Below are 19,675 nucleotides of genomic sequence, written 5' to 3'. Positions count from 1 at the left end.
CACAAGGTGAGGTGGAGCGGCTGCTGAGGGTGGTAGGCCACCGGGTGCTGCGGCTGTTGGAGAAAGAGGGGCCCTGCTCCTTCACCGTCTCCTGCTTTTCGGGGGGAGCGTCCTATGACGACAGCGGCCCTGGTGCCGCCCCGGCTGTCGCTGGGCTCCACCATGGTGTTCCATGGGTTGAGCAAGCTGAGCAAAGCGGGCACCGCACAGCCGAGGGACCCACGCTTCCGTGGAGCCCTCCGTACTGCTGACGCGCCGAGGCTCAGTTCGCGTAGAGCTGGCCCGCGAACCACGTGCCCGAGCCGACCCAACCGTTGTCGTTGCCGTACCAACCCTGGTTGACGTAGAAGTTCCGCTGGGTCTCGGTCTTGTTCCAGCAGACGAAGAGGACGCACTTCCTCACCGTGCGGCTGCGCCACCGGTAGCCGTAGGCCAGCGGGTAGTGCGTCAGCCAGCCGGTGCCGATGATGGCCGGCACCTTGCGATCCTTGATGGAGCTACTCGCCTTGTTGCGCAGCCGAGTCTCGTGGATGCCCAGGATGTTGTAGTGGGTGGACACAGTCGCGCCCGAGCGGTTCGTCAGGTAGCCGTTGGCATTGCTCATGTTCCACGGAGCGGTGGCTCCCTGCCCGTTGAAGCAGAAGGTGTTGACACGGTTACGCACCTCCCAGGTCATGTTGCGCACGCCGGTGTCCTGGTTCACGGGCGCCGTCGCATTGCTGCCGTAGCCGCCGTTCACCCGGTACATGCCCCAGCGCTTGGGCCAGGGCGCGTTGCCCAGCGCCGCCTGTTTGTCACCCCAGCCGAACAGCATCGCCCAGGCCGTGGCGCCGCAGCCGCTGGCGCACGAGGAGCTGTTCGGCGAAGTGCCGGCGGAGATCTGCCCGTAAAGGCGCTGTTGGTCGTGGGTGCCGGCGAAGTACTGGGTCCAAGGGCTCCAGGCCCCCAGCTGCCCCATCTCCGTCCAGTGCACACCCTCCGAGGCAGCGGACTTCGAGCCATCCGCCTCAGGCTCCTGCGTCGTCCCCACATCCTCGCGCGCCAGCACCACGAAGCGATGCGTCTCGACGACGCCATTGCCGTAGCTCAGCGTCACCATCAGCGGCGTCTCCGTGCCAGGCGTGGCATCGAACGCCGTCAGCACCAGCAGCTGGCTGCCGGAGGGGGTGGTCACCAGCTCGGGCCTCACCACTTGAGCGCCCTCTCCGCTCAGCTGGAACCTGGCCTGGGGATACAGCAGCGCCAGCTCGAGGGGGCTGCCGACCACGAGCCCCTCGCCCGGCTCTTGCGCCAGCCTCTCCGTCTCCCACTCCTCCGCGGCCTGGCGCCTCAGCGACTCAGCCATGGTGCCGTAGGACTCACGGTAGTACGTCTTGAGCTCCTTCCACGAGCTCCAGCCGGTCAGCTTGATGGACTCGGTGGGAATCCTCGGGCCGCTGACCTCCTCGCGAACCACGCCGCTCGTCGCCGCGCTGTCATCGGCGACCCCTACCGTCGGTACCCACTGGACATCTGTCGGCGTGAAGGTGCGGTCGAGCCAGGAGGGATCCTGCCCGATGATGCGGTTGGGCAGGCCGCCGATGTTCGCCAGCATCTCGCCCCCGGGGCTCTCGGCCACATAGGAGAGGGAGTCCACCTTGTAGAAGGTGGTGGCCGTGCTGCCGGCCTTCTGGAGCAGGGTCTCGGTGGGCGAGAGCCCCTGGAAGTTCCAGTGAGCGATGGGGAAGTCATGGTCTCCCGCGGAGACGATGATGAAGCCCATGGGCTGCTGGCGGACGAGCACACGGAACTCGTAGTAGGCCACGCTCGTCATGTCCGGCCGGTACAGCGGCTGGACAGAGGGAGACAGGATGGCGGTCTCCCAGGTGGGTGCGCTCTCGGAGCCACGCACGTCCTCGAGGAGCTGCGCCGCCCGGCGGTGGAACTCCCGCGGCACTTCCTCGAGCGGGATGGCCAGCTTGCTCACCATCTGCTGATCGATGCTCTGCGGCGCCTTGGCCAGGGTGTCCGGCTGGGAATCCCCCACCCCGCAGCCTGCGAGGGAGAGTGCGAAAGCAGCGATCCAGGGCCTCTTGTTCCTCATCATATGTCGTTCCTCCGCGTGCCTTTCCGGCGCGCTCAGGGCTACTCGCTACCCGCTTGAAGGGGCATGCACCCAGGGAACGAGGCCGGGCGAGGATCTTCCCGCGGCGATTTTTCCGATCTTCTTCGGGCTCTTTTTGTGGGTCCGCGCTGTCATGAAAGGTCTTCCTAACGCGCTTCGAGCCCGGCGCCGCGGGCTGAGCCCCCCGGAGGGCGCGCCTCCGCTTCTTGGAGCTGGACTTGCAGCAGCACGGTCTCGTCAAGCTGCGCCGCGGGCAGGAGCTCGCCCTTGGGGCCCCTCCTGCGGAGCTGGCTGTTGGCGATGTACACGAAGGTGTCGCCCGCCACCGTGCCCGTCGTGGGCATGTTGAACAGCGGGTTGCCTGATTCGAGGATCTCCGCGCGCTCCACACGGGTGGGATCCGCGCCGAAATGGAAGCGGACGACGCGCCCGCGTCCAGGGCCGTTCTGCACGCCGAGCAGGCTCCCTTGGTAGAGGGTGAGCCCATCGAAGCCCGCCAGCAGCGTGCCCGAGGGTGCCTGCACAGGGGTGTGCTGCCCTGTCGAGAGATCCACCGAGGCGATGCCGCGGGAGTGTGCCACGTAGAGCCGAGCCCCATCCTCCGTGAGAGCAATGCCATTGGGGTAGGGCAGCGTCCCCTCGGGCACGAGCGGCACGAGCGCCTCTGCTCCCGCGCGCAGGACGCTCACCCCTCCTCTCTCGCTGTTGGTCACGAAGACATCTCCCGACGCGCTCAGCGCCATGTCGTTGAGCAGGTTCGGACGAGGCTTGTTGTCCAGGGTGATCTTGCGGAGCAATGCGCCGGAGCGCAGCTCGTACTGGAAGAGCCCGGTGCGTCCGCGCTCCTCCGGCCTCGCGTTCTCCATGCTCCTGCTGGTGCAGCTGGCCACCCAGAGTTGACGGCGCGCGACGTCCACCTTCATGCCGACCACGCCCCAGAGGCCGTCCTGCCCCGAGGCCGTGAAGTCACGTACCTGGCCATCCCGGGCCACTGCGACGACCTTTCGCTTGCGGAGGCTGCTCACGAAGAAGGTGTCGGTGCTCGGATCGTAGGTGATGCCCTCGGGGATGAGATCCCTCTGTGCGAGGGTGAAGAGGGGACGGCTGCGGGCCACCTCGGGGTGGAAGGCGGCGATCCGGGCTGCGACTGCGCGGTACTCCGGCGTCTGGGCGAGCGCTCCGAAGTCCGCGTCTTCGAGCGCGAAGCTCCAGCGCAGCTCCGCGAGCCGCTCGATCCACCGCAGGGACGCGTCCTTCTCCCCCAGCACGGCGTAGCGAGCGGCCAGGTCGTACATGGCCATGACATCGCCAGGCTCCGCCCGGAGCAGCTGAAGCAGCTCCTCGACCTGGGGATCCGGTGGCGGAGGGGTTGGCGAAGTCGTCCGACAGCCGGCGAGGAGGGCCAGGAGCAACGCGTGGCGGAGGAAGGAGACGGGCATGGACGGGAAGTGAACCACGATGTCAGTGCCCACCACCCAGATATCCCGTGGGGCGACGGCGGCGATGTCCTCGAGGGGCCTACAGGCCGAGACCCATACGTATAGGCGGCACAGACCGCATGTTGAGCCCGGAGGACCGCTGAGCGGGGGCGGAGGAGGCGAGCGTGGCGGACGCGGGTTCGGAATGGAACCGCTACAAGTCCATGCAGAACTGCCACTGGACTCAGCCGTGATGGCGGGGGCCGATATCGCCTTGGGTGGTTGAACTACTGGTCGGCCGCCGCCGCACAGGTCCTCGGCTTCCCGGATCCTGTGCGCGACGCGGCCTTGCTCTCACGCAGAAAGCGCCGTCCACGCAGGTGATGCAGTCTGGATCCGAGCTGCATGCCAAGTTCCAGGTTCCGTTGGCTGAGCAATCAGGCGCAGTGGGACAGTAGGTCGCGGTGCCGTTGCACGTCAGCCTGCCACTGTCGGTGCCACTGGCCGAGCACCTGCCCAACAGGCAGCGCCTTGGAGGGTGTAGTACCGTTCACGCCTTCGCTGCTCATCCCGAAGGCCCGCAACCTCCATGTCCGAGAAGCCGCTCGTAGAGGTCTCCACGATCGACAGGGACGCACCCGTCCATGGGCTGGCGTCCGCGCGGCCCGTGCTGGCCCTGACCATCGTCTCTCATCCGATGGCCCGCCGCGCGGGCGAGCGGGTGCTGCTCGAGGAGCTGGAGGTGGGCCAGGAGGCCTCCGTGTCGCGCAGTTCCCCGGACTTCGGCCGTCCCGGCCAGGCGATGGGACGGCCCCTGGCGGATCCCTTCCTCAGCCGCAAGCCGTTGTGGCTCCAGCCCATGCCGGGCGGAGGCGTGCGGCTGAGAGCCAGTGAGAGCGGGCTGCGTGTCGTGGTGGCGGGAGAGCCCCTGCTGACGGAGCGGGAGCTGCCGCTGGAGGCGCTGGAGCGAGGCGTACCCCTGGAACTCTCCGAGCGCGTGGTAGTGCTCTTGCACCGGACCCCTGGCGAGACTGCTCCGGGAGAGGATCTGGGCATGGTGGGCCAGAGCGGCGGCATGCGTCGGGTGCGCGAGGACATCGCTCGCGTAGCGGACCTGGACATGCCTGTGCTCATCCGGGGCGAGACAGGCGCAGGCAAGGAGCTGGTGGCCCGGGCCCTCCACCAGCGCAGCCCACGCCACCGGGGCCGCTTTGTCAGCGTCAACATGGGCGCCCTTCCCAAGGAGCTGGCCGCTGCGGAGCTCTTCGGCGCGCGCCGGGGGGCCTACACGGGCGCCAACCAGGACCGCGAGGGCTTCTTCCAGGCAGCCCACGGCGGCACTCTCTTCCTCGACGAGGTGGGCGAGGCCTCTCCCGAGGTCCAAGTCCTCCTGCTCCGGGTCTTGGAGACGCGGGAAGTCTACCCCGTGGGCGGCCACGCGCCGGTGCCAGTAGACGTGCGGCTGGTGGCCGCCACGGATGCCAACCTGGAGGAGCAGATCCAGGAGGGGCTCTTCAAGGCGCCTCTGCTGCACCGGCTCGCGGGCTACGAGATCCACGTCCCGCCGCTGCGCGAGCGCCGCGAGGACATTGGTCCGCTCTTCCTCTCCTTCGCCCGCCAGGAGCTGGAGGTGACGGGGGAGGCGTGGCGGCTAGAGCAGGAGAATCCTCAGGCAGCACCCTGGCTGCCGGCCTCCCTGGCAGCGCGGCTGGTGCGCTACGCTTGGCCCGGCAACATCCGCCAGCTCCGCAACCTGGCGCGGCAGCTCGTCGTCCGCAGCCGGGGCCAGCCCTGCCTGCAGGCCGATCCCCGGCTGGAGCAGGAACTGGAGGGGGGAGCTGTCCCCATGTCCAGCCAGGCCCTGGCCCCAGCTCTGCCCGAAGCACGAGCTGCCCCCGGTACTCCCCGGCGCAAGGCTTCAGAGGTCGGGGGGCAGGAGTTGCTGTCCGCGCTGCGCGAGAGCGGCTGGGATCTCAAGGCCGCGGCCAGCCGGCTGGGCATCTCCCGGGCCTCGCTTTATGACCTGATTGAGCGGAGCCCCCACGTCCGCACCTCCAAGGACTTGAGCCCGGAAGAAGTGACCCGTTGCTTCCACGAGTGCCAGGGAGACCTTGAGTCCATGGTGCAGCGCCTGGAGGTCTCCAAGCGGGGGCTGCTGCGCCGCGTGCGCGAGCTGGGCCTTGACGCATCCCTTCCCTGACCGGGGTGGGGAATGCTCCATGGAGCCGCTTCGTGCCGGTGGCTGTGCCGGCCGGCACGCTCCGGCACACCCGCTCGTGCTGTCGGCACACCCATGCGGCACGATGGGCGTGCCCTCAGAGCAGGCTCCATGTTGGCCTGCTGCTTGCTGAAGCCCTGCACGGGGCGCTCAAGCCGAAGTCCGGGAGCCCCAAAACAAGCGCATACCCGTGAACGGGTACGCCTTCACGAGCGCCGATCCCCGGCGCTCTGAGCACCGGACGATGAGGAGAGAAATGATGTCTTGGAACAAGAAGAATTCGCGCGTCTTCAACGCTGCAGTGGGGCTCTGGTGTGGGGCGGTGGTCCTTACTGCGTGCGGTGCCTCCCAGGAGGACCGCCGCTACGGCTCTCTCGACGAGCAACCCGGCGAGTCGCAGCTGCTTCAGCAGGAGGCCTCGCTCGTCGGCGGCGAGCAGCCCTACACCGCGCAGAGTCAGAATTACGACGCCCTGCTCGCGCACAGGACGGGGTTCGCCCTCGACGCCAACGTCGTCGGCGCCGGCGCGGAGGCCCTGGTGTACGTCGTCAACAAGACCTCTGACGACGGCTCGCCCGGCACGCTGCGCCACGCGCTCGAGTCGGCGCAGCCGTACTGGATCCGCTTCGACCCGGCGCTCGCCGGCGAGTCGATCACGGTGAAATCCTCGATCCTCGTCAAGAGCCGCAAGACCCTCGACGGGCGCGTGAGCGGCGCGCCTCCGGTCCGGATCAAGACGAACTCCAGCTCGACGCATCGAGTCCAGGCGCTCGTCTTCGACGGGAAGACCCAGCTCATCGTCATGAACGTCAACTTCGACGATGGCAACGAGCTCTGGAGGGAGGACGCCGAGGGGAGCGAGGCGATCCACATCTCAAACTCGACCCACATCTGGCTGCACCAGAACCGGTTCGCGCGGTTCCGTGATGTGGCCGTCGAGATGGACGCGCCGATCAACGACTTCGTCACGATGAGCTACAACCTGTTCGAGCGCCAGTACCAGGCGGTCATCCTGAACGCCCAGCGGGCGGACTTCCACCACAACCGCTGCCTCAACTCCGGGGCGCGCTGCCCCAAGGTGGAGGGGCCCGCCACCGGCGGCGCGAACCTCTACGTCTACAACAACCTGATCGAGTTCTGGAATGATGACTCGATCCACCGCATCAGTGCTCCCGGCCAGTACCTGGCGGTCGCGAACGTCTACAACCCGCGGACCGACGCGCTTCGCCAGAGCGGCGCCTGCGGCGGGAACTCGGACGTGTGGAAAAAGCTCGACAACCTGGAGGTCGGCACGACGGTGACGGGCGCCTGCCTCGAGAACCGGCAGCCCCACGTCCAGGGCACAGCCGTCGTGAATTTTTTCTCGCCGTGTGTCGCCAGCCCTCCCATCCCTGCCAGCGTCAACCTCGAGCCGGCGAGCGACACCCTGGCGGACTCCCTCCGCAACAACGCCCGGCCGCAGGCCTACGTCGTTGACAACGCCTGCCGGTAGCCTCATGCGTACGCGGCCCGGACATGGTTCGTGCAAACACGGAGAAGAAATGGCAAACATCGTTATCCATCTCAGTCAAAATCCGCCCACCTTTACACCCGGGATGTACAGCGTCCGTGTCGGAGAAACCTTCGAGATTGAGGTGCACAGGAGCACAGCTCTGTCCACGCCAGAGTTCCGTGAACTTCCTGAAGGGGTGAGTGAAATAAATCGGATTGTTGTCAACCCCAACGTGACCACCATCACGATGAAGGTCACCTCTGACGCACGCTCTGGAGCTCTGACGATCCTGGCAAAAAGGACAGGGCCTCAGCCGCAGCTCGTTGACGAGAAAACGAGCTCTGGATGGATCGAAGTGATGCCAGCGATGGGTTAAGGGCCTGCGTTGAGCTGGCTCGCCTGAGTCAGCAGACCGCTCCACTGCTTCTCGAGGTTTGGGTTGCTCGCGAGCGCCTGGGCCAGCTCCTCCAGAGCCTCGCGCCGCCAGGTGCGTTGCTCCTCAGGGCTGGCGATCCCGGCCAGGCCCAGGCGCAGGCCGGCCCTCACCGCGTGGGCTTCGGGCCAGCCGGGCCGCTGCTTCAGGGCTCGCTCGACATGCTCGAGCCCGCGCTGGAGCAGCGGCCCAGGCTCCCGGCCTGATCGCTTTGCTCCTTCAGCCCAGACATGGCTGAACTGGCCGAATGCCAGGAGGTACTCGGGCTCGCGGGGTGACAACTCGATGGCCTTCTCGAAGGACTTCGCCGCCTCCTCGAAGTCCTCGGTCCTCCCCAGCCCGCGCCGCTCCCGGGAGCGAGCCCGGAGCCCCTGGGTGTTGCCGAGCTGCAGCCACGTCTCCGCATCCTGGGTGTTCTTCTCCAACGCCAGGCGGAGCTCCTCCGTGGCGCGCGCGAGCGCGGCCCTGGGGTCGCCGCCATGGTCCAACTCGAACCCTGCCCGCAGCGCGTACACCGTCCCCATCAGCCCCCGGAGCCATGAAGCGCCCGGCATCCGCTCGAGGGCTTGCTGCAGGGCGGCTTCGGCCTCACGCAGGCTCGGGCGGAGATCCATCCCGCGCTTGCTCAGGTAGCGGCCCTGCCTTGCGAACAGGGAGCCGAGGTTCGCATAGGCATAGCCCTGCCCTGGAGCAGCGGCGATGGCCTGCTCGAAGGAGGTCCGGGCCCGGGCGAGCAGCGCAAGGGGATCGTCTCCCCGCTGCCAGGCATCCTCCGCCTGCAGCATCAACGCCACCCCCGTGCCGTTGTGCAGGTGAGGCAGCTGGGGATTGATGGCGAGCCCCTGCTGGTACTGCTCCAGGGCGTCCGCAAGATCCGGCCGGGGATCCGAGCCACGATCTCTCTTCCGCCTGGCCAGTTGCTCGTGGACCTGGCCCGCGTAGAAGTACGGCACCACGTGCTGGGGGTTGAGGATCCGCGCCTTATGGAATGCCGCCGCGGCCTGCTCCAGATCGCGCTCTGCCTCCGCGTTGGGGGGAAGGGAGGCCTGGAGCAGGAGGGCGATCCCGAGGTTGATCCACACCTCCGGCACGCGGTCATCCAGAGCGAGGGCCGCCTGGAAGGCAGAGATGGCCTTGCCTCGGCTCGCAAACGAGTCCGCGCCCATCTGCTCCTCATGGTCCGCCCACGTCTTGAAGACCAGGCCGTAATCGGCGTGGTAGGCGTGGTCCCGGTGCTCTGGAGGGAGGCTCTCGAGGTACCCGGCGGCCTTGCTGAGCAGCTCGCGAGGATCCTCCCCACGGACGGAGCGGTACCGAGCCATGAGCCAGGTGCTCCGTGCCAGGTTGAGCAGGGCCTCGGGCTGCGTTGGATCCACCGACCGGGCCCGCTCCGCCGCCTCGACTGCCTTGGCGGCTGGCTCCATGACTTCACCTCCTTGATTGAGCCTGTACTCGGCCAGGCGGTGGTGCAGGCGCGCGATCCGGCTCAGGCACGTGTAGTCCTCTGGCGCGGCGGTGACGCAATGAGCAAACGTCTCCAGGGCCCGGTGGTAGGGTGGCATCACATCGCCCCGGCTGTAGAGCTCCATCGTCATCGCGCCGCTCTCGAGCCGTAAGAGGGACCGGTACACGGCAGGCTCGCTCTCAGCAGTGGCGGCCGCGGCGGCGAACCCCTTCCGGCTGGCCTCGAAGTCCGTGCGCGCTCCCTCGAGGTCCCCCTCGTTCCAGCGCTTGAGGGCCCGGCTCTGGAGGATCTCCCCGCGCAGCATGGGCGCCTCGTAGAACCAGGCCAACGAGGTGCCGATGGCATCCAGCCGAACGAGAGCTTCATCGAGCCGGCCCTCGTAGAAGGCCAGCAGCGCCGAGACATAGTCTTGCGAGGGCACCACGGCCCCCTTGCTCAGCTGGAGGTACGAGAGCGCCGGGTCACGGTAGCGCCGCTCGGCGTCGCGAAGCAGCGCCTCTCGCTGCCCGGCGTTGCGCAGCCTCTGCGCCTCCAGGTACTGCTGCTGGTAGGCCTCCCCCATCACCCGCGCGAGTGCGTACGCCGCCCGCGGCTCCCGGAACCCCTGCTCCCACGCGGCCTCGAGGTGCTCGCGGGCCTTCTGCTCTTCTCCCAGGGCAAGGTAGCCACGCCCCAGCGCATAGTGGCCGAGGCCCTCGGCCTGCTCTGCGCCCTGGGGGATCTCCGCTTCCAGCCCAGCCATCAGCGCCCGAAGGGTCTTGCGGTCCTCTCGCGTGTCATGCAACCGCGAGAGCGCGGAGTAGCGGGCCAGCGCTTCGAGGTGCTCCACGCGCTCGGTGAGGCTGCGGGCGAGGCGCGCGCGCTCGGCGGCCTGGCGCTTTGTCAGGTGAACCCAGCCCGCAGCCACTCCCAGGGTGAGCAGCGCGATGGCGCCCGCGGAGGCCAGGAGCCAGTGCTTGCGCAGCCGCTTGCGCAGCCAGTACCAAGGGCCAGGGCGCGCCTGCACCGGCTCGCCGTTGAGGAAGCGCTCCAGATCCCCGGCCAGCGCGCGCGCCGAGTCGTAGCGGGCCGAGCGCTCCTTCTCCAGGCACTTGAGGACGATGGCTTCCAGATCCTCCGGCACATTCTTGTCGAGCGCCCGGGGTGGGGTGGGTTGCTCGGACTGGACGCGGCGGAGCACCTCCTGCTCGTCGCTGCCGGAGAAGGGAGGGTGTCCAGTGAGGAGGAAATAGAGGGTGGCGCCCAGCGAGTGGATGTCCGAGCGCCGATCCAGGTGGCTCACCTCACCCCGGGCCTGCTCCGGCGCCATGTAGCAGGGCGTGCCCTGCACTGCACCGGGGACGAGCGGTTGCTCCCGGAAGTCGCGTGCCAGACCGAAGTCCATGACGAAGGGCAGCAGCCGCCCATCCTCGGTGCGCTCCACGAGGATGTTGGAGGGCTTGAGATCGCGATGGATGAGGCCGGCCCGGTGGGCGGCATGCACGCCCTCTGCGGCCTCGCGCACCAAGAGAACCTTCTGCTCGAGTGTGACGTCGGGTGCGAGCTGACCCGCGTGAGGCCCCTCCACGTACTGCATGGCGATATAGGAGATCCCTTTGATCTCGCCCACCTCATAGACCTGGCACACGCGCTCGTGTTTCACGCGGGCCTGGGCTCGCGCCTCGGAGATGAAGCGGCGCGCCAGGTCAGGGGTTGCCTCGCGCATGAACTTGAGGGCTACGTTGCGGCGCAGCTGAACGTCATAGGCGAGGAAGACCCGGCCCATGCCGCCCTGGCCGAGGAAGCGCACCGGCTGGTAGCGCTCCCAGATGGGCTCTGGGAAGGACGGCTTTTGCGCAGCAGAGGAATGCGTGGCATTGGGGAGCAGGGTGTCGGCCTCTTGAGGCTGCCCACCTGCTCGGTTGCTTGTGTCCAGCATCTTCGCGGGTTCGGGCGAGGCGCGGTCCCTTTCGGTCTCTGCCTGGATGAGAGAGTGCTTCCCTTGTGCCATGGCTTTGCTGCGCTCCTCGGTCTGGGCTTGCGCCAGTGTAGCTCATGGACTGCGGTTCCTCTGCCGATCGCCACAGAGCACACATCGAAAGAATGGCATCACGTCCATGGCTGGGGCGCAGGCGTCTGCCATTGCTCTTCGTATCCTGCGCTCGGAGTGGCACGAGGACCTGAAGGACTCCCATGGGCTTGCGCGATGCCCGTTGTAGGGCTGCTGTGCAATTTAAGCCTGACAGGATTCCCCGGGATGGAAGTACCAAGCAGCAGGTAGATCTGCTTCAGTCTGTCTTCCATGCTGGACCTCCCAGGCTACAGAGTTGTGGGCACGATTCGAGGGACAGGCTCGAACATGCTCTTCCAGGCGGTGCGTGAGGCAGACGGCCTGCCGGTCATCATCAAGACCCCCCTGGCGCCAGCGCCCACCTTCAGCGAGAGCGAGCGCTACCGGCGGGAGTTCGCAATCCTGCAGCGGCTTCGGGACGTGCGGGGCGTGGCCCGGCCCTATTCCTACGAGCGGATCCGCGAGCGGCCCGTGCTGCTGCTGGAGAAGGTACAGGGCGAGTCCCTGTCCACGCTCGTCGGCCAGCCGCTGGAGCTCTCCCGGTTCCTGACCCTGGCCATCTCCCTGGCCTCGACCCTGGCAGAGGTCCACAGCCGTAACGTCATCCACAAGGACATCAAGCCCTCCAACATCATCCTCGAGCCGTCCGGAGAGGGGCGCCTCATCGACTTCGGAGTGGCCACGCTCCAGAAGGTGGAGCACCTGGACGCCTCACCCTCGCACCTCGTCGAAGGGACGCTGGCGTATATGTCGCCCGAGCAGACGGGGCGGATGAACCGGGCGGTGGACTACCGCACGGACTTCTACTCCCTGGGCGTGACGCTCTACGAGCTGCTGACGGGGAGGCGTCCCTTCCAGGGGCGAGATGCCCTGGAGTGGTTCCACGCTCACATGGCCCAGAAGCCCATGCCGCCGCAGGAGCTCAACGCGCAGGTGCCGGCGGCGGTGTCGGCCATCGTGCTCAAGCTGTTGGCGAAGGTGGCCGAGGAGCGCTACCAGAGCGCCGAGGGGCTCAAGGCGGACCTGGAGCGGTGCCGTGAGGGGTCAGGCCAGAGCGCGCCGGGTGGGTTCGCACTGGGCGAGCATGACGTGCCCAACCGGTTCCAGCTGCCCCAGCGGCTCTACGGACGCGACACCCAGGTGGCCACCCTGCTCCAGGGCTTCGAGCGGATGATGGCCAGTGGGAAGCCGGAGCTCTTCCTGGTGAGCGGCTACTCCGGCATTGGCAAGTCCTCGGTGGTGCACGAGATGCACAAGCCGGTGGTGCACCGGCGAGGGTTCTTCCTGAGCGGGAAGTTCGACCAGTTCCAGCGGGACGTTCCCTACACCACGCTGGTGCAAGCCATCCGCGGGCTGGTGCAGCACCTGCTGGCGGGAACCGACGAGGAGCTGGCGCAGTGGCGCGAGCGGCTGAACCGGGTGTGGGAGGGACAGGGGCAGGCGTTGGTGGACCTGGTGCCGCAGCTGGAGGTGGTGGTGGGCCGGCAGCCGCCGCTCCCGCAGCTGTCCCCCGGCGAGGTGCAGCACCGCCTCCATCAGGTAATCCGCCAGTTCCTGGGGGTGTTCGCCACCGCCGAGCACCCGCTCGTGGTGTTCCTGGATGACCTGCAGTGGGCGGACCTGGCCAGCCTGCGGCTCATCCAGCAGCTGCTGTCCCAGGCGGGGACGCCCCCGGTGCTGTGGATCGGTGCCTACCGGGACAACGAGGTGAGCGCCGTGCACCCGCTGGTGGCGGTGTTGGAGGAGGTGCGCAAGGCCGGAGTGAAGAGGACCGACCTCCGGCTGGAGCCCCTGAGCCTGGAGCAGACCGAGCAGCTGGTGGCCGACACGCTCCCAGGCGCGCGTGAGGAGGTGGTCGCCCCGCTGTCGGCGCTGGTGCACGAGAAGACAGCAGGCAACCCCTTCTTCCTGCTTCAGTTCATGGTGACGCTGAGCCAGGACGGCCTGCTGGTACACACCCCAGGGGGAGGGTGGCGGTGGGAGGCCGAGGATGTCCGGGCCCGGGGCTACTCGGACAACGTGGTCGACTTCATGGTGGGCAAGCTGCGCCAGTTGCCCCCCGGCACACAGCATCTGCTGAGGCTGGCGGCGTGCGTGGGCAACGTCTTCTCACTTCCACTGCTGGGCATCCTCGCTGACATGAAGGAGGTAGGGGAGGTGGAGCAGGGAATCGAGCCCGCGCTCCAGGAAGGCCTGCTGGCGCGCTCAGGGCCGGAGCAGGCTCGCTTCCTCCACGACCGTATCCAGCAGGCAGCTCACGCTCTCATCTCCGAGGCGGAGCGAAAGGCCATCCACCTGCGCATCGGCCGGCTCCTGCTGGGGAGCTTGTCCCAGGAGCAGCTGCGCGAGGCGATCTTCGACGTGGTGAGCCAGCTCAACGCCGGGGTGGATCTGATCGAGGATCCCGCTGAGCGCCACCACGTTGCCCGCCTGAACGCCGAGGCTGGCGCGAAGGCAGAGGCCGCGGTGGCGCTCCGTCCCGCCACCGCCTACTTCACGGCGGCTCTTGCCCTCATTCCAGGCAACCCCTGGGAGACGGACTACGCGCTGGCCTTCAAGGTGAGCCTCGGCCAGGCGAGGTGCGAGTTCCTGAGCGGCAACCTCGCCGCGGCGCTGCAGCGGGCGGAGGAGGCCCGCTCCCGGGCGCGCAGTCGCGCGGACACCACGGCCGCCTACTGCCTGCAGAGTGACATCTGTCTCTCCTCGGGAGATGTCCAGGCGTCCATCACGAGCATGCTCGACTGCCTGGCGCTGCTGGGCATGCCCGTGTCAGCGCACCCCACCTGGGAAGAGGCGAGCGCCGCCCATGAGGGCGTGTGGGCGCTGCTAGGAAATCGCCCGATCGAGAGCCTCATCCACCTGCCGCGCGCGACCGACCCGGACATGCAGGTGGCCATGGGCGCTCTCGCCGCGCTCTTCGCGAAGGCCTGGGTCACCGACCACCACCTGCTCATCATCAACCTGAGCCGGATGGTCTCGCTCACGCTCCAGCATGGCTTCACGGATGCGGCCGTGGTGGGGCTCGGCTGGTTCGGACTGGTGACGGGCATGCACTTCAAGCGCTACCGGGAAGGTCATGCCTGGAGCATGCTCGCCCGCGCGTTCGTCGAGCGCGACAACCTCTCGGCCTTCCGGTCCAGCTCGCTCTTCAGCCTGCAGTGCTGCAGCTATTGGGTCCAGCCCCTGGCCACCGTGCACGAGCTCATCCTCAGCGGCTTCCATCACGGGCTCCAGTCGGGGGACTTCTATACCGCCAGCTACTGCGCCAGCACCAGCCTCGCGAACCGCATCGTCCTGGGGCACGACCTGGAGGACGTCTATCAGGAGTCGGTGGCGCGCCTGGAGTTCGCGCGCAAGGTCGGGATCGTGGATCCGAAGGACCTGATCCTCATCTTTCAGGCCTTCGTGCAGCAGCTGCGCGGGCAGTCGCACTCGTTCGGCACGCTGAGCTGGGACGGCTTCGATGAGCAGGCCTTCGAGGCCGGTCTGACGTCCGAGCGCATGAGCAGCATGCGGGCCATGTACTGGTCCACCAAGCTCCAGTCGCAGTTCCTGTGCGGCTCCTATCAAGAGGCGCTCAAGACGGCGGAGAAGGCGGCCGAGCTCGCCTGGTCCATGCAAGGGAGCCTCTCCCTGAGGGACTTGCACTTCTACCGGCCCCTCATCCTGGCTGCGTGCTTCGAGGAGGCCGCGCCAGAGGAGCAGCGCCAATACCTCGAGGCCATCCAGCGTCACCACCAGCACCTCGCCGAGTGGGCAGAGAACTGCCCCGAGAACTTCCGCGCGCTCGAGCGGATGGTCTCCGGAGAGCTGGCCCGCGTCCAGGGACGGCCGGATGAGGCGACATGCGCGTACGAGGAGGCCATCCGCTGGGCTCGGGAGACGGGTGCCCCTCATCTCGTGGGAGTCGCCAGCGAGCTGGCGGCGAACCTCTGGCGAACGCGCCAGGCGACGATCGTCGCTCATGCCTTCGCGCGCGAGTCCCGGGCGGCGTACCGGCGCTGGGGAGCCCTGGGCAAGGTTCAGCACCTGGAGGCCCAGTGGCCGCACCTCGTGTCCGAGGCGGCCACCCCGGGCGCTGAGACCAGCAGCAGCACGGACTCGACGCGGATCGACGCGCTCACGGTGGTCAAGAGCCAGCAGGCCATCTCTGGCGAGATTGAGCTGGAGCGGCTGGTGACGACGCTGATGCAGGCGGCCATCGAGAATGCCGGCGCCCAGCGCGGCGCCCTGCTGCTGCCGAGCGGAGACACGCTCTCGGTGGTGGCCACCTCCAGCGTCTCTTCGGGCAGCGGGGCCGCACTGGCGGGCGAGGGCGCGATCCAAGAGCTGCCGTGGACCATCCTCTCCTCTGTCCGGCGCACCCGGGAGGCCGTGCTCATCGGCGACGCCTCCAAGCCCCACCCCTTCTCGTCCGACGAGTACCTGGCGCGCAGCGGTGCGCGGTCGGTGCTGTGTCTGCCGCTGCTGCGCCAGGAGCAGTTCTCCGGGGCGCTGTACCTGGAGAACAACCTGGCCACCAACGCCTTCAGCCCCGCGCGGTTGGCGCTGCTGGGGCACATCGCCTCCCAGGCGGCCATCTCCATCGAGAACGCGCGGCTCTACGCGGACGTGCAGCGCGCCAAAGCGGAGCTGCGCCGGAGCAACGACGAGCTCGAGCAGCGAGTGGAGGAGCGCACGCGCGAGCTGAAGGAGGCGCAGGCCCGACTGGTGGACACCGCGCGCTCCGTGGGCATGGCGGAGGTAGCCTCCAACGTGCTGCACAACGTGGGCAATGTGCTCACCAGCGCCGTCATCAACCTGGAGATGATGCAGCGGGCGGTGGGCTCCTCGCGCGTGGGCCGGCTGAAGCAGGCCACGGCGCTGCTGCTGGAGCACCGCGCGAAGCTGGCGAGCTTCCTGGCACCGAACGCGCGTGGCAGGAACCTGCCGGAGTACCTGGCCGCGCTGGCCGAGGAACTGCTGACACAGCAGATGAGCCTCCTGGAAGACCTGGACACAATGGGACGACACATCGAGCACATCCGCGCCATCGTCCAGGTGCAGCAGACGTACGCCAGGACTTCGCTGATGGCGGAGGAGTGCGACATGGCCCAGCTCGTCGACGACGCCCTGCGCATCCAGATGGTAGCGCTCCAGCGCCACGGCGTGTCCGTTCGCCGCGAGCTGTCGGCAGTGCCGAGGATGAAGGTGGACAAGCACAAGGTGCTGCAGATCCTCATCAACCTCATCAGCAACGCCAAGTACGCGCTGGACGCGCTGCCCGAGGGAGAGCGCCGCCTGCGCGTGCAGTTGGCCGCGGACCAGGAGCGGGTGCGCATCGTAGTGGAGGACAACGGGGTGGGGATCGCGAATGAGGCGCGAGAGAGGCTCTTCGCGCATGGCTACACCACGCGCAAGGACGGCCACGGCTTCGGCCTGCACTCCAGCGCGCTGGCGGCACAGATGATGGGGGGGCGCCTCACGCTGGAGAGCGAGGGGCTGGGCAAGGGTGCAGTGGCCACGTTGGAGCTGCCGCTCACTTGATTGCGTGTGAAACGTCTGTGAAAACGGGTCCGTGACTGTCCCTCGAGTCGCCCCGGCCAGTAGATTACGGCCGATGTCCACCCTCCTGCTCATCGACGACGACCCGGCGCTGCTCGAGGTGGTGTCCCTCGCGCTCGAGGACGCCGGGCACCAGGTGCTGTGCGCGAAGGATGGGCTCGAAGCGCTCCGCATGCACGAGCAGTCCCGGCCTGGCCTCATCGTCAGTGACGTGAACATGCCGCGCCTCGACGGGTTCGCGCTCTGCCGCAAGCTTCGTCAGGCGGGGGACTTCACGCCGCTCATCCTGCTCACCTCGCGCGACAACGAGGTGGACGAGGCGCTGGGGCTCGAGCTGGGTGCTGACGACTACATCAGCAAGCCGTTCAGCACGCGCATCCTCGTTGCGCGCATCACCGCGCTGCTCCGCCGCGACGAGCTCCGGCGCGGAGGACAGGCCCGGCAGAGCCGCTTCGTCCAGGGCGCGCTCGAGCTCGACCCGGAGCGGCTCGAGTGCCGGTACGGGGGCTTGCTCGTCCAGGTCACCGTCACCGAGTTCCGGCTCATCGAGGCGCTCGCGCGGCGCCCCGGGGTGCTCTTCACCCGCGACCAGCTGCTGCGCCAGATCCGCGATGATGACTGCATTGTGGTCGACCGCATCATCGATACGTACGTGCGGAGACTCCGACGCAAGCTCGAGGCCGTCAGCCCCTCGTTCAGCGAGATCGAGACCGTCATTGGCATGGGGTATCGATGGCGCGATGGCTGAAGCGCCCGCACCGGCGCTCACTGCGGAGGCACGCGTTCGGCATCGCGCTGGCTGTCGTGGTGTCCCCCCTCGTCCTGGTGTTGGGCACCAACTGGTTCGAGACGCTCTTCGGCCAGCGTGCGCTCGAGTCGCTGCACCAGACGCGCGACACGATCTTCACGCTCTACGAGCAGGGGGCCTCCGACGAAGAGGTGCGGACCCGGATCGAGGAGCTCGCGCGCTCCCGGACTCAGTACGTGCGAGTGCTCGATGAGAGCGGCACTCCTCGGCTCTCGGTAGACGCCTGGATTGGAGAGAGCTGGTACGACCCTATCGGAGACCTCTTCTATGGCCCGGACCGGAAGGAGGCTCAGCGGGCCTGGGAGCTCGAGCGTGGACCCGTCGAGCGGCGGCTCGAAGCACAGGACGCGAAGAACCTGGGCAGCGCGGATGGGTGCTACTTCTCCACCCCGGGCAACCTGTACATCTGCGCCGCGGGCGCCTGGATCGAGAGGCCCGATGGCCTGAAGCGGCTCATCCACGTGCAGGGGAGCACGCGACGGGCGCTGCAGGCGCTCTACGAATCCCGGCGGCAGCTGCTCAAGCTGGGGCTCTTCACACTCGCGCTCGCACTGATGCTCGCATGGTGGACGCTGGCGCGCATGGTGAGACCGGTCGAGCACCTTCGGGAGGAGGTGCTTCGCCGAGCCACCGAGGCGGTGCCCCGCGCCGGCATCGACATCGGCCGGAGAGACGAGCTCGGAGATCTGGCGGATGCCTTCAACACCGTGCTCCTGGCCCTGGGAGAGCGCAACCGCACCAACGAGGCCTTCCTCGCGGACCTCGCTCACGAGCTCAAGAACCCGGTCGCGGCGGTGAGAGCCTGTGCGGAGCGGCTTCCGGCAACGAGGCCCGATGACCCGGCGCGCCTGCAGCGCCTCGCGGACGTGCTGCACCAGAGCGCGGGCAGGCTCGATGCCCTCGTGACGCAGTTGCTCGAGCTCGCCCGCGCGGAGGCGGGGTTGCACAACGAGCAGCGGGACCGGATCGAGCTCCTCGAGCTCCTGCGGGCGCTCTGTCACACCACCCAGGAGGACCCTCGCTATCAGGAGGTCCGCGTCGAGCTCGTGGCTCCTGCCCAGCCCATTGAGCTGATGGGCGTGGCCGACCGCATCGAGTCGGCGCTGCGGAACCTCCTCGACAACGCGGCGTCCTTCGCCGGGCCCGGAGGGTGGGTGCGTGTGGAGGTTGATGCGGATGCTCACCGCATCGTCATCCGGGTGAAGGACAGCGGCTCGGGCATTGCCCCGGAAGATCTCCCCCGCGTCTTTGATCGATTCTTCACCACTCGAAGGGACAGCCGAGGCACCGGCCTCGGCCTGTCACTCGCCCGCGCCGTGGTGGAGGCCCACGGCGGACGCATCGAGGTCGAGTCACTCCCGGGGCAGGGCGCTGAGTTCTCGGTGCTGCTGCCGCGTGTGCCCTTGGTGGCGCTGGGCGCCTGAGGCGTTTACGCCGCGCTGCGGAGCCCGTCCACATCTTGGTGATAGGAGAGCGCAGTCCTCGCTGCCTCCGCCCGCTGCCCTCGCCGGAGCCAGGGGTGCAACAGCGCTCCCAGTCCATCCACCGCGGTGATGGCACCGACGAGGCCGACACAGGCGGCGAAGCGGAGGCCGCGTACCTTCGGCAGGTCCTGGTGATTGATCGCCCTTGCGCTGTACCCGAAGCGCGCGCCGAGCGTGGCGGCGCCGGAGAGCCCGCCCAGGCGGCCCAGCCAGCGCAACCGCTCCGGCAGGTAGGTGCCCGCCAGGTGGGGTGCGAGCTCCACCGCGTCCGCGCCGCGCAGGAGCCGTAACGTGAAGAGCTCTCGCAGGGTGTCCGGGAGCCGGTGCGTGGTGTGCGCCTCGGGAGCGAAGAGCACGGGCACCCCCATGGCCTGGAGCCTCAGCCCGAGCGTCTGGCAGTTGCCGCGGTAGAAGCCCTCCCCATCGGAGTACCGCGTGCCCTCGAATACGTCGCGGCGGAAGGCGATGTTGTTGGCGTAGAAGTTGCGAGTGCACCCTGAGCTGAGCGGGCTCGGGAAGTACATGAAGTCGATGGAGCTCGCGGCCGTTCCGAACAGGCTGGGCCGGTACGTCGTGCGGCCAGCCACCACTTGGACGGAGGTGTCCCCCTCGAAGGGAGCCAGCAGCGCCTCGAGCCACTTGGAAGCGGGCCAGCAGTC

The 19,675-nt window shown here is 68.1% G+C and carries 10 protein-coding genes and 1 pseudogene; 7 read left to right on the top strand and 4 right to left on the bottom strand.

From position 1 onward, the window contains the following. Nucleotides 1-262: 262 nt before the first annotated feature. Both VD972_RS40630 and VD972_RS40625 read right to left on the bottom strand, forming a co-directional pair. On the bottom strand, nucleotides 263-2,086 hold the full coding sequence (locus tag VD972_RS40630) for a hypothetical protein (RefSeq protein ID WP_324994591.1): 1,824 nt from the start codon (nucleotides 2,084-2,086) through the stop codon (nucleotides 263-265). A gap of 164 nt (nucleotides 2,087-2,250) precedes the next feature. After that, the gene (locus VD972_RS40625) at nucleotides 2,251-3,576 is read right to left on the bottom strand and encodes an SMP-30/gluconolactonase/LRE family protein (RefSeq protein WP_324994589.1); all 1,326 of its coding nucleotides are present in this window, start codon (nucleotides 3,574-3,576) and stop codon (nucleotides 2,251-2,253) included. A 213-nt stretch (nucleotides 3,577-3,789) separates the two neighbouring features. Here VD972_RS40625 and VD972_RS40620 point away from each other — a divergent pair. The 4 genes and pseudogenes from VD972_RS40620 to VD972_RS40605 all read left to right on the top strand — a co-directional run. Then, nucleotides 3,790-3,891, top strand: a pseudogene (locus tag VD972_RS40620) (DUF5953 family protein); the annotation flags it as partial. A 220-nt stretch (nucleotides 3,892-4,111) separates the two neighbouring features. Continuing rightward, on the top strand, nucleotides 4,112-5,722 hold the full coding sequence (locus tag VD972_RS40615) for a sigma-54 dependent transcriptional regulator (protein WP_324994587.1): 1,611 nt from the start codon (nucleotides 4,112-4,114) through the stop codon (nucleotides 5,720-5,722). Between the two features lie 274 nt (nucleotides 5,723-5,996). After that, nucleotides 5,997-7,232 (top strand): hypothetical protein, encoded by a 1,236-nt coding sequence (locus VD972_RS40610; protein WP_324994585.1) that lies wholly within the window; start codon nucleotides 5,997-5,999, stop codon nucleotides 7,230-7,232. A gap of 49 nt (nucleotides 7,233-7,281) precedes the next feature. After that, entirely contained in the window at nucleotides 7,282-7,608 is a 327-nt protein-coding gene (locus tag VD972_RS40605; RefSeq protein ID WP_324994583.1) for a hypothetical protein, read from the top strand. On the opposite strand, the gene VD972_RS40600 is transcribed toward VD972_RS40605, so the two are convergent. Beyond that, the gene (locus tag VD972_RS40600; RefSeq protein WP_324994581.1) at nucleotides 7,605-11,120 is read right to left on the bottom strand and encodes a protein kinase domain-containing protein; all 3,516 of its coding nucleotides are present in this window, start codon (nucleotides 11,118-11,120) and stop codon (nucleotides 7,605-7,607) included. The genes VD972_RS40605 and VD972_RS40600 overlap by 4 nt on opposite strands. 291 nt (nucleotides 11,121-11,411) lie before the next feature. Between VD972_RS40600 and VD972_RS40595 the strand changes: the two genes are divergently transcribed. From VD972_RS40595 to VD972_RS40585, 3 genes are all read left to right on the top strand, one after another. Then, complete coding sequence (locus VD972_RS40595; protein WP_324994578.1) at nucleotides 11,412-16,706, top strand: trifunctional serine/threonine-protein kinase/ATP-binding protein/sensor histidine kinase; 5,295 nt, start codon at nucleotides 11,412-11,414, stop codon at nucleotides 16,704-16,706. A gap of 73 nt (nucleotides 16,707-16,779) precedes the next feature. Then, entirely contained in the window at nucleotides 16,780-17,472 is a 693-nt protein-coding gene (locus tag VD972_RS40590; protein ID WP_324994576.1) for a response regulator transcription factor, read from the top strand. Continuing rightward, the gene (locus VD972_RS40585) at nucleotides 17,457-18,956 is read left to right on the top strand and encodes a HAMP domain-containing sensor histidine kinase (RefSeq protein ID WP_324994574.1); all 1,500 of its coding nucleotides are present in this window, start codon (nucleotides 17,457-17,459) and stop codon (nucleotides 18,954-18,956) included. The genes VD972_RS40590 and VD972_RS40585 overlap by 16 nt, the downstream gene beginning before the upstream one ends. A 5-nt stretch (nucleotides 18,957-18,961) precedes the next feature. Here the strand turns inward: VD972_RS40585 and VD972_RS40580 are convergent. Continuing rightward, a partial coding sequence (locus tag VD972_RS40580; protein ID WP_324994571.1) for a hypothetical protein occupies nucleotides 18,962-19,675 on the bottom strand: 714 nt, incomplete at its 5' end.

This window comes from Hyalangium sp., from assembly GCF_035629615.1.
Classification (GTDB): Bacteria; Myxococcota; Myxococcia; order Myxococcales; family Myxococcaceae; genus Hyalangium.
This window is presented reverse-complemented; position numbering and strand designations above follow the sequence as displayed.

Bases quoted from the DNA above. Each gene is read 5' to 3' on its own strand.
- VD972_RS40585 (WP_324994574.1), top strand. From the start codon at position 17,457: ATGGCGCGATGGCTGAAGCGCCCGCACCGGCGCTCACTGCGGAGGCAC.
- VD972_RS40590 (WP_324994576.1), top strand. From the start codon at position 16,780: ATGTCCACCCTCCTGCTCATCGACGACGACCCGGCGCTGCTCGAGGTG.
- VD972_RS40630 (WP_324994591.1), bottom strand. From the start codon at position 2,086: ATGATGAGGAACAAGAGGCCCTGGATCGCTGCTTTCGCACTCTCCCTC.
- VD972_RS40615 (WP_324994587.1), top strand. From the start codon at position 4,112: ATGTCCGAGAAGCCGCTCGTAGAGGTCTCCACGATCGACAGGGACGCA.
- VD972_RS40610 (WP_324994585.1), top strand. From the start codon at position 5,997: ATGATGTCTTGGAACAAGAAGAATTCGCGCGTCTTCAACGCTGCAGTG.
- VD972_RS40605 (WP_324994583.1), top strand. From the start codon at position 7,282: ATGGCAAACATCGTTATCCATCTCAGTCAAAATCCGCCCACCTTTACA.
- VD972_RS40600 (WP_324994581.1), bottom strand. From the start codon at position 11,120: ATGGCACAAGGGAAGCACTCTCTCATCCAGGCAGAGACCGAAAGGGAC.
- VD972_RS40595 (WP_324994578.1), top strand. From the start codon at position 11,412: ATGCTGGACCTCCCAGGCTACAGAGTTGTGGGCACGATTCGAGGGACA.